Here is a 15,300-nt window from a genome sequence, read left to right on the forward strand (position 1 = left end):
GCATGACCGCAGCTCAACGGCGCCCACGGGCGCCGATGTCTTTGGTGCTGACGGCCGCCGCCGCCATCGCGGCGCTGGCCGGCTGCGCCACCCCATTGCCCAACACCGGCAATCTCCGGACCGTCGGCGGTCCGATCGTCTACACCAAGGTCGGCCATGGCGCGCCGACGGTGGTGCTGCAGTCCGGCCTGGGCGACGGACGCGATCCCTGGGCGGGCATCGTGCAGTCGCTGCGCGGCGAGTACAGCGTCTTCGCCTACGACCGGCCCGGCTACGGGGACAGCACCGCCACGCCGCCGGTGCCGCGCAATCCCTGCGGCATCGCGACCGAACTGCACGGACTGCTCCAGAGCGCGGGCATCAAGCCGCCCTACGTGCTGGTCGGGCACTCGATCGGCGGGCTCTATCAATACGCGTACTCGCGGCTCTATCCCGATGAAGTCGCGGGACTGGTGCTCGTCGATGCGACGCATCCGATGCATCTGAGACGGATGCAGGTCGAGGTGCCGGTGATGGCCAATGCGCTGGACAGCATGAGCCGGCGCGTGTTCCGGGGAATGATGCAGGCGGAGTTCCTGCAGCAGCAGGACTGCGTCGACGCGCTGCTGCAGAAGCCGCGGCCGGACGTGCCGGTGCGCGTGCTGACGCGGACGGTGTACTCGCCGATGGAGGTGGCGAGCGGCTTCGAGACCATGGTCCACGGCCTGGAGCCGAACTGGCTGCCGCTGGTGGGCGGCAAGGCGCTGCAGCCGGTGGAAGGGGCCGGGCACTACATCCAGCGCGACAAGCCGGAAGCCGTCGTGCAGGCGATCGAGGAAGTCGTCAAGGCGGCGCGGGAGCGGGCGCATCCTTCCCCGCCTCCCGCCCCGGAAACAGCCCTCGGATCACCCCCAGGAACGCCGCCAGCACGCTGACGGTGACGCCGGTCACATCCGCGTAGTTCGGTTGGCACTTTCATGTCGGCTGGCTGGGCCGGATCGGCATCGACGATGACAGCGGGTCGCGCTGATATTCATCAATGAACGCCAGGAAGCCCGCCTCAGGGGGAGGGCGTCAGCTTCGATTCAGCTTCGCTCGAATCAGCCGTGCCAGCCCAGCGTCTCCATCAGCACGCGCCGCTTGATCGCCTGGTTGCTCGGCAGTGCCGGGCTGCTCCACCAGCCGCCATCGCGCATCGCGCGGGCCGCGGCGACGATGCGGCGCTGGACCTCGGCGAAGTCCTCGTCGCTGAAGTCCAGGCTGAAGATCAACCGCCCCGTCCCCACCCAGCTCAGGGCCAGGCCTTGCTCGCGCAGGAAGTACTGCAGCATCCAGTTGTAGCGCGAGGGTTCGGTGTAGTAGAGCGTCCAGATCGACGACATGTTGGCCGCGCGCAGCGGCAGCTGCTCGGCCTCGAGTGCCGCATTCAGGCGCGCGCGGCGCGCATCCTGCTGCTCGTCCTGCGGGTCGAGCTGATGCAGCCGCTCGGGATCCTCCAGCGCGTCGAGGAACACCGACATCGATCCCATCACGTACGGATGCGTGTTGAAGGTTCCGCGCGCGAAGCAGATGTCGGCCGGGCGCTCCTCGCGGAAGCGCTTCATCCACGCCGCGCGGCCGCAGACCACGCCGACCGGCAGGCCGCCGCCCAGCGTCTTGCCGTAGGTGACGAGGTCGGCCTGCACGCCGAAGTAGCTCTGCGCCCCCCCGGCGCCGAGGCGGAAGCCCATGAACACCTCGTCGAAGATCAGCGCGATGCCGCGCTCGGTGCAGACCTCGCGCAGCTCGCGCAGCCAGGCGGCGTAGGCCGCCTTGTCGTAGGACGCGCGGCGCGAGCTGTCCACCAGCGAGCCGTCGCCCGGCGCCGGCTTGTTCGGGTGCAGCGCCTGCAGCGGATTCACCAGCACGCAGGCGATGTCGCGCCGCGTGCGCAGCACCTGCAGGCTGCGGGCGTGCATGTCGCGCAGCGTGTAGGTGCGCTCGGCCGGCAGCGGATTGCCCGGGCCCGGCTGCGCCTCGTCCCACCAGCCGTGGTACGCGCCGCAGAAGCGCACCAGGTGCGTCCTGCCCGTGTGATAGCGGGCCAGCCGCACCGCCTGCATCACCGCCTCGGTCCCCGACATGTGGAAGGACAGCTGGTCCATCCGCGCGTGCGCCAGGATGCGGCGCACGTTGTCCTCCACCAGCGGGTGATAGACGCCGAGCACCGGCCCGAGCGCCTGGACGCGCTTCGCGCCTTCCGCGATGCAGTGCTGATAGAAGGCGTAGCCGAACAGGTTCACGCCATAGCTGCCGGCCAGGTCGATGAAGCGCTCGCCATCGAGGTCGGTGAGCCGATGGCCGTCGCTGGATGCCATCACCGGGCCCAGCGGCAGCTCGCGCTGCACGATCGGGCTGAACGGCGGCGGCACGCGATAGCTGCTCGTGAACTGCAGGTCGGGCAGCGAGGGCTTCATCGCCTGCGTCGCCGCGATGCTGCGCGCGTGGCGCGTCTTCAGCGTGCGCGACAGCGCGTCGAAGCTGGCGCGGCGCTTGGCGACGATCTCGGCGGGCGCGTCATCGGCGCTGAAGAACTGCGCGTCGCCGAAGCGCTGCGTCTTCATCAGCCGCGCCAGCCGCACCGCCATGCGCGAGTGGCCCGCGAGCGACGGATGCTTCGCGCGCGACAGCTGCAGGCGGCGCCATCCGGTTGGCGCGTAGTAGAGCGCTGTCAGCCCCGCCACGGCGGCGGCCACCGGCAGCAGATCGAAGGTGAAGAACGTCGCGGACATGGGCATGGGCCTCCAGAGCCTCGTTCAGCTGTCACACAGCATTGGCAAATTACGCAGATATGTATCCGACGGAATTGACATGTCCATGAAACTGGCCCGCTGGCGCGACCGTCTGACCCAGCAGGAAGACCTCAATTTCCTCCTCACCAACCGCGTGCCGCGCCTGGCGCTGACCCGCTTCATGGGCTGGTACAGCCGCATCGACAGCCCCGCGCTGACGCGCTTGAGCGTGGCGGTGTGGCGGCTCTTCACCGACCTGGACCTGGGCGAGGCCGAGCCGCCCGCGCACGGCTACCGGTCGCTGCGGGACGTCTTCACGCGGCGGCTCAAGCCGGGCCGCCGGCCGGTCGATCCGGCGCCCGGGACCATCGTCAGCCCGTGCGACGCCATCGTCGGCGCCTTCGGCCCGGTGACGCGCGGCATGGCGCTGCAGGCCAAGGGCATGGACTACCGCATCGCCGAGCTCTTCGGCGACGCGGCGCGCGGCGCGCCCTATCTCAACGGCACCTACCTGACGCTGCGGCTGACCTCGGCGATGTACCACCGCTTCCATGCGCCGGCCGACCTGCGCATCCAGCGCGTGACCCACATCGCCGGCGACACCTGGAACGTCAATCCGATCGCGCTGAAGCGGGTCGAGCGGCTGTTCTGCCGCAATGTCCGCGCGGCGGTCGAATGCACGCTGCCGGGTGGCACGCCGATCGCGCTGGTGCCGGTGGCGGCCATCCTCGTCGCCAGCCTGCGCCTGCACGCGCTGGACCTGACGCTGCGGCCCGGCCATCCGGGACCGCACCGCTTCGAGGTCGGCCACGATCACGCGCGCGGCGAGGAGATGGGCTGGTTCGAACAGGGCTCGACCATCATCGTGTTCCTGCCGCCGGGCGTGAAGCTGTCGGAATCCTTGCAGGCCGGGTCGCGTCTTCGCATGGGCGAAGCGATCGCGCATCTACCATCCGCGGATGGCGATGAATGACACGACGCAGTCCCCCGCCGTCCGCGCGCTGGACGCGCCCTACGGCGGTGACGAGCACGGGCTGATCTGCGGCTTCTGGATCCACCCGGAGCTGCCGACCGAGGCGCTGCCAACGCTCGCGCTGGCGCAGGCGCGGCTGGCGGAGCCGGAGGGCGGCTTCCTGTGGCTGCACCTGAACCTGGCCCACGCGGGCGCGCTGCCCTGGCTGCGGCGCAGCGCGGCGCTGGCCGAGAGCTTCGACGAGGCGCAGCAGCAGGGCTCGCGCTCGTCGCGCATCGAGCGCGTGGGCGAGCACCTGTTCGCCGTGCTCAACGACGTGACCTTCGATTTCGCGTTCGACGTCGGCGACGTCTCGACGCTGTGGATGCAGGTCAGCGAGCACCTGGTGCTGAGCGTGCGGCGCGCGCCGCTGCGCTCGGTGGACCGGCTGCGCATGGCGATCAAGCGCGGCGACCAGCCGCGCTCCAGCGTCGCGCTGCTGGATCACCTGCTGCGCGACCAGGCCGACGAGCTGCAGCGCATCGTGCGCCAGGCCACCGAGCGCGTCGACGACATCGAGGACGCGCTGCTCGCCGGCCGCCATGTCGGCCATGAGACCGAGGTCGCCGCGCTGCGCCGGCTGATGGTGCGGCTGCAGCGGCTGCTCGCGCCGGAACCGAGCGCGCTGCTGCGCATGCTGTCCAACCCGCCCGGCTGGGTCGCCGAGCAGGACAAGCAGCAGCTGCAGCAGGCGAGCGAGGAGTTCGCGCTGGTGCTGCGCGACATCCAGGCGCTGCAGGAACGCATCCGCGCGGTGCAGGACGAGACCTCGGCGCGGGTGGCGCAGGAGAACAACCAGACGCTGTACGTGCTGACGATGGTGACGGTGCTGGCGCTGCCCATCAACCTGATCAGCGGCCTGTTCGGCATGAACGTCGGCGGGCTGCCGCTGCTCGAGCACAAGCACGGGTTCTGGGTCGTCGTCGGCCTGATCGTCGTGCTGACGGCGTTGCTCACCGTGCTGGTGCTGCGCGCGACCGGCCGGCGGAAGTAGCGGGCGCCGCGGCGGGCCGAATCAGAGCCCGAGGAAGGCCGTGAGCTCGTCGAGGTGGTCGTCGAAGTCGGCCAGGCCGTGATCGCTGCCCTCGAGCAGCTTGATCCGGCAGCGCGCATAGCGCGCGTGCATCTCGCGCCAGTCGAGCACCTCGTCGCCCTTGGCGATCACCGCCATGATCCGGTCCGGATGCGCGAGCTCGCCGGCGTTCAGCGCGGCCAGCTCCCCGACGAACTCGGGCCGGAAGAAGAAGTGCTCGTCCGGGTTCTGCCAGCAGGTCTGCTCGCCGATGTAGTTCGCCAGATCCCGCGCCGGATCGACGGCCGGATTCAGCAGCGCGGTGCGCGCGCCGGTCCGCTGTGCCACCCAGGTCGCGTAGAAGCCGCCGAGCGAGCTTCCCATCACCGCCATCGTGTCGCGCGGCCAGTCGCCGATCAGCGCGTCGACGAGCGCCATCGCCTCGCGCGGCGAGGGCGGCAGCTGCGGCGCCGCGAAGACCAGGTCCGGCCGGTGATCGGCGGCCCAGCGCGCCATCCGCTGCGCCTTCGCCGACCGTGGCGACGAACGGAAGCCATGCAGGTAGAGCAGGTGGGTGCGGCGCGCGGGCGTGGACGCGGCGGGCATCGGAGCGGAACTCATGGGCGGGCAGTGTAGGGCGCGCGGCTCCACCAAAGGGGCGGGTCACTTCCGGCATGGGGTGCCCCGCGGGCGATCATCGCCACCCGCGCGGTTGACGAGGGCCGCGCGCTCGTTAGTGCGCATTGACGCGAGGGCGCCCGCCCCGCACATTGCCGGCTTCGCCGGGACGCACGCAGCCACGGACTGCGGCGCCCGCTTTCTCAACCGGGCCCGGCCGGCCATCCCGGACGGACCCCCGACCACATCGATCCATGATCCACAGGGACACGATCCAGCTGACGGCCATCGCGGCCGCGGCACTGCTGCTCACCGCCTGCGCCACGACCGGCACGACCGGCGCCTCTTCCACGCCGGCCGCCGCGGCTGCCCCGGCCGCGCAGGCGGCCTCCGCGCCCGCCACCGCCGCATCGGGCGCGCCCGGCCAGCCGGGCGCCAGCTCGCCGATGACCGCGGCGCGTGCGCCCGCCGATCCGACCGCGCCCAAGCCCTACGCCGAGGTCAGCCGCGACGCCAAGCGCACCGACGGCCTGTTCCCGGTCGTGCGCAAGGACGAGAAGGTCTGGCTCGAGATCCCGCGCGCGATGCTGAACAAGCCCTTCCTGTTCACCATCAACATCTCCAGCTCCATCGGCGAGCGCGGCTTCTACGCCAGCCAGATGGGCCCGGAGATGCTGGTCGAATGGCGGCGCGTGGGCAACACGATCCAGCTGGTCGCGCTGAACACCGAGTTCCGCGGTGAAGGCGGCGGCAAGCGTGCCGTCGACGAAGCCTTCTCCCCCAGCCTGATCGCCGCCGGCCCCGTGGCCAGCGCCGACCACCCCGAGCGCAAGGCCTTCCTGGTCGACGCCGGCATGCTGCTGACCGACATCCCGGGCATGTCCACGCGCATGGAGATGGCCTACCGGCTGCCCTACAACGTCGATCGCAGCAACTCGTACTTCGAGCTGACCCGCGCCGACGAGCAGCTGACCACGCTCAACGCCAAGGTCCATTACTTCACGCCGCGCATCCCCGCGCCGCCGCTGGTCCCGCCGCCGGTGCCCGTGCCGTCGCCGCCGCAGTCGGCGCCGGATCCGCGCTCGATGTTCATGGGCTTCGTCTACAACTTCCGCGCGCTGCCGGCGGAGCCGATGGCACCGCGCCGCGCCGATGGCCGCCTGGGCCACTTCACCGAGACCTTCACCGACCTGGGCGACGACGTGAAGCCCAATCCGCGGGTGCACTACATCAACCGCTGGCGCCTGGAGAAGAAGGACCCGTCGGCCGCGCTGTCCGAGCCGGTGCAGCCGATCGTCTACTGGATGGACAAGAACATCCCGCCGAAGTACCGCGCCGCGGTCGAGGCGGGCATCCTCGAATGGAACAAGGCCTTCGAGAAGATCGGCTTCAAGGACGCGATCGTCGCGAAGCAGCAGCCCGATGACGCGGACTGGGACAACATGGACGCGTCGCATGCGTCGATCCGCTGGTTCGTGGGCGCGGACGTCGGCTTCGCGATCGGCCCGAGCCACATCGACCCGCGCACCGGCGAGATCCTGGATGCCGACATCGGCATGAGCGACGTGTTCGCCCGCGGCGGCCGCGCCTTCATCAGCGAGGACGCGCCGCGCGGCCTGAACGGCCAGATGGTGTCGTCGCTGGGCGAGGAGGCGCAGGCGCTGGCCGCGCTGAACAAGGGCTGGCGCGAGGGCCGCAACGCGACCTACTGCACCTACGCGCACGATGCGGCGGCGGAGATGGACTTCGCGCTGGACGTGCTCGAGGCGCGCGGCGACATCGCGCCCGACAGCCCCGAGGCCGAGGCCTTCATCCAGGCGCGGATCAAGGACGTGATCATGCATGAGGTGGGTCACACGCTGGGCTTGAAGCACAACTTCAAGGCCTCGACGCAGGTGACGCAGGCGCAGCTCAAGGACAAGGCCTGGACCGACGCGCATGGCCTGTCGGCGTCGGTGATGGACTACAACGCCTACAACATCCCGCTCGCGGGCGAGGCGCCGACCACGTACAACAACACGACGCTGGGCGCCTACGACTACTGGGCGATCGAGTACGCCTACAAGCAGCTGCCCAAGGAGCAGGAGGCGGCCGAGCTGCAGCGCATCGCGTCGCAGAACACGCAGCCCGGCCATGCCTACGCGGACGACACCGATGCCGGCGGCTTCGGGCCGTTCGACGGCATGGACCCGACGATCAACCGCTTCGACCTGGGCGACGATCCGCTGGCCTATTTCCGCAAGCGGCTGAAGCTGACGCAGGAGCTGTGGACGCGGGTGCAGAACCGCGCGCCGCTGGCCTCGGACGATCCGCTGCGCCAGCGCCGGCAGCTGGCCAGCGGTTTCAACCAGCTGGCGCGCGCGTCGGACCTGGTGGGCAAGTACGTCGGCGGCATGTACACGCACCGCGACGTGCCGGGCTCGGAGGTCGCGGCGATGCGGCCGGTCGATCCGGCGCGTCAGCGCGAGGCGCTGCGCTTCCTGGCCTCGGGCATCTTCAGCGCGGACAGCTTCCGCTTCAAGCCGGAGTTCCTGACCTCGATCACGACGGACTACGTCGAGTTCAACCGCGTGGGCTTCGTCAACATCCCGGCGGCGGTGGCGCGGGTGCAGCTGGGCGCGCTGGACCGCCTGCTGCAGGCGCAGACGGCGATCCGTCTGATGGAGCTGCCGAACTACGTGCCGGCGTCGCAGCGCAAGGGGCTGATCACGATCAACGAGGTCTACGGCACGCTGCAGGCCTCGATCTGGAGCGAGCTCAAGACCGGTGCCGACATCGACCCGCTGCGCCGCAACCTGCAGCGCGAGTACCTGCGCCGGCTGCAGGCCAACCTGACCAAGGGGGGCGCGGCCTCGGGCCAGTTCGCCGATGCCTACGCGATGCTGCGCCTGCACGCCGTGCAGCTGCAGAGCGAGTTGCGCGCCGCGCAGGGCAAGGGCTCGCCGGAGACCCGCGCCCACCTGGCGGAAAGCCTGGACATGCTCGGCAGCGTGCTGAAGGCGACGATGCTGAGGACCTGAGGACGCATGGCGGCGGCGGCTCCGGATGCCGCCGCCCCAAGGACAAGGGGGCCGGCGAATCGCCGGCCCCTTTGTTCGTTTCAGTGCTGATCTCCGACCGGATATCGCCGCTCCGCCGCCACGATGTCCCACACCGCGATGAACATCGCCGCGATCAGCGGGCCGATGACGAAGCCGTTGATGCCGAACACCGCCATCCCGCCCAGCGTCGACAGCAGCACGACGTAATCCGGCATCTTGGTGTCCTTGCCGACCAGCAGCGGCCGCAGCAGGTTGTCCACCAGTCCGATCACCACCGTGCCGAACAGCAGCAGCCCCACGCCCGACGCCACCTGACCGGTCGCCAGCAGGTAGATCGCCACCGGCGCCCACACCAGCGCCGCGCCCACCGCCGGCAGCAGCGACAGGAAGGCCATCAGCACCGCCCACAGCACCGGCGCGTGGATGCCCAGCACCCAGAACGCGAAGCCGCCCAGCGCGCCCTGGATCGCGGCCACCGCGATGTTGCCCTTCACCGTCGCGCGGATCACGGTCCGGAACTTCTCGCCCAGCTGGCGCTTGTACGAGTCCTGCAGCGGCAGCGCGTCGCGGATGCGCAGCGACAGCTGCTCGCCGTCGCGCAGCAGGAAGAACAGCAGGTAGAGCATCACGCAGAAGCTCACCAGGAAGTCGAAGGTGTCCTGGCCGAAGCCCAGCGCCTTGGTCGCCATGAACTGGCTGCCCTGGTTCAGCGCGGCGCCCAGCTTCTCCTGCAGGTTGGACAGGTCGTGCAGGCCGAGCCGCCCCAGCACCTCCAGCAGCCACGACGGCAGCGCCGCGTAGACCTGCGCGACATAGGTGCCGAAGTTGAACTTGCCGGACTTCACCATCTCGAAGACCACCGCCGCCTCGCGCACCAGCGCGCCCATCACGTAGGTCATCGGCAGCACGACCAGCAGCAGGATCACCAGGATCGTCAGCCCCGAAGACACGCCCGTGCGCCGGGTCTTGCGCAGCAGCCGCCGGTACAGCGGCTGGAACACGATGGCCAGCGCCACCGCCCACAGCACCGCGCTCAGCATCGGCCACAGGATCCAGCCGAACGCCACCGTCACCAGCGCCAGCAGGCACAGGAAGGACCGGTTCTGCAGCGCGGGCACCAGCTTGCCAGGACCACTCATCGTGTCGTCGCTCCTCGGAGTCAGGCGGGCCCTCGGCCCGCGGGGGCGCAGGATCGCCGGTTTACTTCAGCGCGTCCAGCAGCTTTTCGTGGATGCCGCCGAAACCGCCGTTGCTCATGCACAGCACATGGTCGCCCGGCCGCGCCGCGCGCTTGACCATGGCCACCAGCGCGTCGACGTCGGCGCCCACCAGGCCCTGCTCGCCCAGCGGGGCCAGCGCCTCGGCCGCGTCCCAGCTCAGACCGTCCTGGTTGCAGAAGCTCAGGTCGGCCTCCTCCAGCGCCCAGGGCAGCTGCGCCTTCATGGTGCCCAGCTTCATCGTGTTGGAGCGCGGCTCGAAGACCGCCAGGATGCGCTCCTGCGGCGCAATGCGCCGGCGCAGGCCGCCGATCGTCGTGTGGATGGCCGTCGGATGGTGCGCGAAGTCGTCGTAGACCTTCACGCCGCCCGCCTCGCCGCGCAGCTCCATTCGGCGGCGCACGTTCCTGAACGAGCCCAGCGCCTGCGCCGCCCGCTCCGGATCGACGCCCACATGCTCCGCCGCCGAGATCGCCGCCAGCGCGTTGAGCTGGTTGTGCTCGCCCAGCAGCTCCCACGTGACGTGGCCGACCTTCAGGCTGCCGCGCAGCACGTCGAAGGACTGCGGCTCGCCACGCGCGCGCAGCGCGCCGGGTTCCTCCTTGCGCGCGCCGAAGCGCTGCACCTCGCTCCAGCAGCCGCGCGAGAGCACCCGCTGCAGCGACTCCTCGCGGGCGTTCACGACCACCCGCCCCGTCGCGGGCACCGTGCGCACCAGGTGGTGGAACTGGGTCTCGATGGCCGCCAGGTCCGGGAAGATGTCCGCGTGATCGTGCTCGAGGTTGTTCAGGATCGCCGTGCGCGGCCGGTAATGGACGAACTTGCTGCGCTTGTCGAAGAAGGCGGTGTCGTATTCGTCGGCCTCGATGACGAAATGTTTCCCGCCGCCCAGGCGCGCCGACACGCCGAAGTTCTGCGGCACGCCGCCGATCAGGAAGCCGGGCTCGAGCCCCGCCGACTCCAGGATCCAGGTCAGCATCGAGGTCGTGGAGGTCTTGCCGTGCGTGCCGGCGACGGCCATCACGTGCCGGCCCTGCAACACATGCTCGGCCAGCCACTGCGGGCCGCTGGTGTAGGGCAGGCCGGCATCCAGGATCGCCTCCATCAGCGGGAAGCGGCCATCCGACGAGCGCGTCACCACGTTGCCGATGACGAACAGGTCCGGCTTGAGCGCCAGCTGCTCCGCGCCGAAGCCCTGGATCAGCTCGATGCCCAGCGCTTCCAGCTGCGTCGACATCGGCGGATAGACGTTGGCGTCACAGCCGGTCACCGTGTGGCCGGCCTCCCGCGCGAGCGCCGCCAGGCCCCCCATGAAGGTGCCGCAAATGCCAAGGATGTGGATATGCATGTCTGTCTCTCAGCCGCTGTACCAATGGGTAAGCAAGCGTAATGCCTGTCGCGAAACGAAAAGTTTGCGACAACCCGGCCCGTCGTTTGCCCTGGCGCGTGAGGGAATGGTGTCAAACCGGTGTTGCGCGGGGGTCAGCGCAGGGCTTGGCGCGCCGCCTCCAGCGTGGCGTCGATGTCCGCATCGGTGTGCGCGGCGGAAACGAAGCCGGCCTCGTACAACGCCGGCGCCAGGTAGACGCCAGCCTCCAGCATCGCGTGGAAGAAGCGGTTGAAGCGCTCCTTGTCCGTCGCCATCACGGTCGCGTAGTTCTGCGGCAGCTCCGGCAGCAGGAAGAAACCGAACATGCCGCCCTCGCTGTCGGCGCTGAACGGCACGCCGTTCTCGGCCGCGACCGTCTTCAGGCCTTCCACCAGCCGGCGCGTGCGCGCCGACAGGGCCTCGAAGAAGCCGGGCTTCCTGATCTCGCGCAGCGTCGCCAAGCCGCAGGCCGTGGCCACCGGGTTGCCCGACAGCGTGCCCGCCTGGTAGACGCCGCCCAGCGGGGCCAGGTGACGCATGATCTCGCGGCTCGCGCCGAAGGCGGCCAGCGGCATGCCGCCGCCGATGACCTTGCCGAACACGCTGATGTCCGGCACGAAGCCCGGGATCAGGCCGGCATAGACGCCCTGCGCACTGCGCAGGCCGACGCGGAAGCCGGTCATCACCTCGTCCAGCACCAGCAGCGCGCCGTGCTCGCGGCACAGTTCGCGCAGCCGCGTCATGAACGGCACGCTGGCACGCACGAAATTCATGTTGCCGGCGATCGGCTCCACGATCACGCAGGCCAGCTCCGCGCCATGCAGCGCGAAGGCTTCTTCCAGCTGGGCGACGTTGTTGTATTCCAGCACGATCGTGTGCTGGGCCGTCGCCTCGGGCACGCCGGCCGAGGTCGGATGGCCGAAGGTCGCCAGGCCCGAGCCGGCCTTCACCAGCAGCGCGTCGGTATGGCCGTGATAGCAGCCCTCGAACTTGATGAACTTGTCGCGCTGCGTCGCGCCGCGCGCCAGGCGGATGGCGCTCATCGTCGCCTCGGTGCCGGAGCTCACCAGCCGGATCTGCTCGCAGCTGGGCACCAGCGACAGGATTTCCTCGGCCAGCTCGATCTCGCGCTCGGTCGGCGCGCCGAAAGAGAAGCCCTCCAGTGCCGCCTTCTGCACCGCCTCGAGCACGGCGGGATGGCCGTGGCCCAGGATCATCGGCCCCCAGGAGCCGATGTAGTCGATGTAGCGCCTACCGTCGGCGTCGACGATGTGGGCGCCTTCCCCGCGCGCGATGAAGCGCGGCGTGCCGCCCACCGCGCGGAACGCGCGCACCGGCGAGTTCACGCCGCCGGGAATGACGCGCTGGGCGCGCGCGAACAGGGTCTCGTTCTGGCTCATATCGGAAATCCGGTACTGCTTGAAAAGCTAACGCAGGGAAAACCGAAGGCGCCGCGCGGGCGCCTTCGTCAGCCTCAATGGATCCGGCGCGGGCCGCGGCTGGGCGGCTCCTCGATCGGCAGGTCCTCGGCGGTGGCGGTGGCCTCGGCGCCTTCCTCGCCCTCCTCGCCGGGCGGCAGCGCCCAGAAGAAGCGGTCGGGCACCACGTTGCCCATGCCCGGGCGGAAGCCCGCCTCGAGCGACTGGTCCAGGAAGGCCAGCGCCTCGCCGACGGCATCGTGCGGCTCGGCGCCGACCGACAGCAGCGCCGCCAGCGCCGCCGAGAGCGTGTCGCCGGAGCCGACGAAGCTGGCCTCGAAGCGCTCGAACTTCTCGCCGGTGATCGCGCCCTGGGCGTTGGCCAGGACGTTGTCGATGTATTGATTCGGCAGCTGGATGCCGGTCACCAGCACGTGCGCGGCGCCGTGCTGCTGCGCCGCCACCGCCAGCTCGCGCGGCGAGGCGGGACGGTCGGCGTCCCAGTCCGGGAGCAGGCAATCGAGCAGCGTCTTCTGGTTGCCCACCAGCACCAGCGTCTGCGGCAGCACCAGCTCGCGGAACGCGTCGAGGTAGCTCTGCTGCTGCTCCTCGTCGAGCCAGGAGATGCTTGGCAGGTAGGCCACCAGCGGCACGTCGGGGTAGTCCGAGAGGACCTCGGCGACCGAGGACACGCCCTCGGCGCTGCCCAGGAAGCCGACCTTCCAGGCGGCGACCGGGACGTCCTCGAGGATGGAGCGGGCCTGCTCGACGATGCAGTCGCCGTCCAGCGTCTGGTGGTCGAAGACCTCGGCGGTGTCGCGCATGACGATGGCGGTGACGACCGGCAGCGCGTGCGCGCCCATCGCGGCGATGGTGGCGACGTCGCCGGCGCTGCCGCCGGCGCCGCTCGGGTCGGACGCGTTGAAGCTCATCACGCAGGCCGGCGGCGGGGACTCCTGCTCGTCGATGGCGGCGGCGTCCTGGGGATCTTGCTGGTGCGGGTCTGGGCGGCTCATGGATGGTTGGCGCGAAGCCGTGAACTGATGCGCATAACGTGAAGAAGCACCGCTACCGACTGTTGTTTCATCGGTACTTCCGCCCACCGGCTCGGACCGGGTGCGTGGCTACAATCTTTCGATCATTGTAGTGATGCAAAGTCAACCCATCGTGAGCGAAGCAAGGACCTGGATGTGCCTGATCTGCGGCTGGATCTATGACGAGGCCGCGGGCGATCCCGAACACGGCATCGCCGCCGGGACGCGCTGGGAGGATGTCGACATGAACTGGACCTGCCCCGAATGCGGTGCCCGCAAGGAAGACTTCGAAATGGTCCAGATCTGATCTCATCGATGGTCCGGCGCCTGCCGGCGCTCCGCGAATCCCAGGCGTTCCCGCCTGTCGCGAGCCTGAAATCTCTCTGACAACCGACACCTGAACAATACGGAGAACAGCTTGGATTCGAGCGCGAGCCCCCGAACGGCGACCAAGGTGCTGGTCATCGACGACAGCAACACGATCCGCCGCAGCGCCGAGATCTTCCTGAAGCAGGGCGGCCATGAGGTCGTGCTGGCCGAGGACGGTTTCGATGCGCTGGCCAAGCTGAGCGATTACCAGCCCGACCTGGTGTTCTGCGACATCCTGATGCCCCGCCTGGACGGCTACCAGACCTGCGCGATCATCAAGCGCAATCCGCAGTTCGCCTCGGTGCCGGTGATCATGCTGTCCTCCAAGGACGGTCTGTTCGACAAGGCCCGCGGCCGCATGGTGGGTTCCCAGGACTACCTGACCAAGCCGTTCACCAAAGACCAGCTGCTGCAGGCCGTGCAGCAGCACCGCAGGGAGGGCTGACCGCCGCGGCGGACGACCCTCCACCCCCGACCTCATACCCCCGTAATCCAACGACGCTCACGCCAGGCTCGACCGACGACCCCATCGACGCGATTCGACGAGCCGTGCAAGAGGGAAATTCCATGCCCATCCACAAGATCCTGCTGGTCGACGACTCGAAGACCGAGCTGCACGCGCTGAGCGACCTGCTGACCAAGCGCGGCTTCACCGTGCGCACCGCCGAGAACGGCGAGGAGGCCATGAAGCGCCTTGCCGAGGACAAGCCCGACCTGATCCTGATGGACGTGGTCATGCCCGGCCAGAACGGCTTCCAACTGACCCGCGCGATCACCCGCGACGAGCGCTACGCCGACGTGCCGGTGATCATGTGCACCAGCAAGAACCAGGAAACCGACAAGGTCTGGGGCATGCGCCAGGGCGCGCGCGACTACGTCGTCAAGCCGGTCAAGGCGGACGACCTGCTGGCCAAGATCAAGGCGCTGGGCTGACACCATGGCCAACAAGCAAGCGCTGCGCGAACTTCAACAACGGCTGGCGCAGCGCATGCAGGCGGCGCGCGAGGCGCCCCAGGCCGCCAGCTGGCTGGCGGTGGAATGCGCGGGCCTGGGCCTGCTGCTGCCGCTGAAGCAGTCCGGCGAGATCTTCACGCCCGTGCCGCTGCAGGCCGTGCCGTACACCCAGCCGTGGATGCTGGGCGTGGCCAACCTGCGCGGCGGGTTGCACACGGTGGTGGACCTGTCGGCCTTCCTGGGCCTGCGCGGTCCGGTGCCGCTGAACTCGGCCCACCGGCTGGTGTCGTTCAACCCGGACCTGGGCATCAACTGCGCGCTGCTGGTGGACCAGCTGCTGGGGCTGCGCGGCGACGAACAACTGCAGGCCGAGCCCGACGCGGGCGGCCATCCCGATTTCGCCCCTGCTCGCATGCGCGACGGGCAGGGCCGGCGCTGGCAAGTGCTGGACCTGGATGCCTTGACGCAGCATCCGCAATTCCTGCGCATTGTGTTGAACTGAAGAG

General features: G+C 69.6%; 14 protein-coding genes. 8 read left to right on the plus strand and 6 right to left on the minus strand.

What is annotated here, in order from left to right:
* The first annotated feature begins 2 nt into the window (after nucleotides 1–2).
* A complete protein-coding gene (locus ACEN96_RS05875; RefSeq protein WP_495587113.1) occupies nucleotides 3–914 on the plus strand; it encodes an alpha/beta fold hydrolase in 912 nt (303 codons plus the stop codon).
* Nucleotides 915–1,079: 165 nt separating this feature from the next.
* Here the strand turns inward: ACEN96_RS05875 and ACEN96_RS05880 are convergent, their stop codons facing one another.
* On the minus strand, nucleotides 1,080–2,750 hold the full coding sequence (locus ACEN96_RS05880) for an aminotransferase class III-fold pyridoxal phosphate-dependent enzyme (RefSeq protein ID WP_495587114.1): 1,671 nt from the start codon (nucleotides 2,748–2,750) through the stop codon (nucleotides 1,080–1,082).
* A gap of 79 nt (nucleotides 2,751–2,829) precedes the next feature.
* Between ACEN96_RS05880 and asd the strand changes: the two genes are divergently transcribed.
* A complete protein-coding gene (gene asd, locus ACEN96_RS05885) occupies nucleotides 2,830–3,723 on the plus strand; it encodes an archaetidylserine decarboxylase (protein ID WP_495587115.1) in 894 nt (297 codons plus the stop codon).
* Nucleotides 3,716–4,756, plus strand: a complete 1,041-nt coding sequence (locus ACEN96_RS05890) for a transporter (RefSeq protein ID WP_495587116.1) — start codon at nucleotides 3,716–3,718, stop codon at nucleotides 4,754–4,756. Before asd ends, ACEN96_RS05890 begins: the two co-directional genes overlap by 8 nt.
* Nucleotides 4,757–4,777: 21 nt before the next feature.
* On the opposite strand, the gene ACEN96_RS05895 is transcribed toward ACEN96_RS05890, so the two are convergent.
* Nucleotides 4,778–5,395, minus strand: a complete 618-nt coding sequence (locus tag ACEN96_RS05895) for a YqiA/YcfP family alpha/beta fold hydrolase (RefSeq protein ID WP_495587117.1) — start codon at nucleotides 5,393–5,395, stop codon at nucleotides 4,778–4,780.
* Between the two features lie 251 nt (nucleotides 5,396–5,646).
* Between ACEN96_RS05895 and ACEN96_RS05900 the strand changes: the two genes are divergently transcribed.
* Nucleotides 5,647–8,412: a zinc-dependent metalloprotease gene (locus ACEN96_RS05900; RefSeq protein WP_495587118.1), complete on the plus strand. Its 2,766-nt coding sequence runs from the start codon at nucleotides 5,647–5,649 to the stop codon at nucleotides 8,410–8,412.
* A gap of 80 nt (nucleotides 8,413–8,492) precedes the next feature.
* Here the strand turns inward: ACEN96_RS05900 and ACEN96_RS05905 are convergent, their stop codons facing one another.
* From ACEN96_RS05905 to thiD, 4 genes are all read right to left on the minus strand, one after another.
* Nucleotides 8,493–9,572, minus strand: coding sequence for an AI-2E family transporter (locus ACEN96_RS05905; RefSeq protein WP_495587119.1), 1,080 nt, complete (start codon nucleotides 9,570–9,572; stop codon nucleotides 8,493–8,495).
* A gap of 61 nt (nucleotides 9,573–9,633) precedes the next feature.
* Nucleotides 9,634–10,998, minus strand: coding sequence for a UDP-N-acetylmuramate:L-alanyl-gamma-D-glutamyl-meso-diaminopimelate ligase (gene mpl / locus ACEN96_RS05910; RefSeq protein ID WP_495587120.1), 1,365 nt, complete (start codon nucleotides 10,996–10,998; stop codon nucleotides 9,634–9,636).
* A 134-nt stretch (nucleotides 10,999–11,132) separates the two neighbouring features.
* Nucleotides 11,133–12,419 (minus strand): glutamate-1-semialdehyde 2,1-aminomutase, encoded by a 1,287-nt coding sequence (hemL, locus tag ACEN96_RS05915; protein WP_495587121.1) that lies wholly within the window; start codon nucleotides 12,417–12,419, stop codon nucleotides 11,133–11,135.
* Between the two features lie 74 nt (nucleotides 12,420–12,493).
* Complete coding sequence (gene thiD / locus ACEN96_RS05920) at nucleotides 12,494–13,453, minus strand: bifunctional hydroxymethylpyrimidine kinase/phosphomethylpyrimidine kinase (protein ID WP_495587122.1); 960 nt, start codon at nucleotides 13,451–13,453, stop codon at nucleotides 12,494–12,496.
* Between the two features lie 133 nt (nucleotides 13,454–13,586).
* Between thiD and ACEN96_RS05925 the strand changes: the two genes are divergently transcribed.
* The 4 genes from ACEN96_RS05925 (at nucleotide 13,587) to ACEN96_RS05940 (ending at nucleotide 15,296) form a co-directional block, all read left to right on the plus strand.
* Nucleotides 13,587–13,778: a rubredoxin gene (locus ACEN96_RS05925; protein WP_084452486.1), complete on the plus strand. Its 192-nt coding sequence runs from the start codon at nucleotides 13,587–13,589 to the stop codon at nucleotides 13,776–13,778.
* A 111-nt stretch (nucleotides 13,779–13,889) separates the two neighbouring features.
* Nucleotides 13,890–14,285, plus strand: coding sequence for a response regulator (locus tag ACEN96_RS05930; RefSeq protein WP_343636321.1), 396 nt, complete (start codon nucleotides 13,890–13,892; stop codon nucleotides 14,283–14,285).
* Nucleotides 14,286–14,407: 122 nt separating this feature from the next.
* Nucleotides 14,408–14,773 (plus strand): response regulator, encoded by a 366-nt coding sequence (locus ACEN96_RS05935; protein WP_343636319.1) that lies wholly within the window; start codon nucleotides 14,408–14,410, stop codon nucleotides 14,771–14,773.
* Between the two features lie 4 nt (nucleotides 14,774–14,777).
* Entirely contained in the window at nucleotides 14,778–15,296 is a 519-nt protein-coding gene (locus ACEN96_RS05940) for a chemotaxis protein CheW (RefSeq protein WP_495587123.1), read from the plus strand.
* The last annotated feature ends 4 nt before the right edge of the window (nucleotides 15,297–15,300 follow it).

It is taken from the genome of Roseateles sp. Mitsp63 (genome assembly GCF_059491535.1).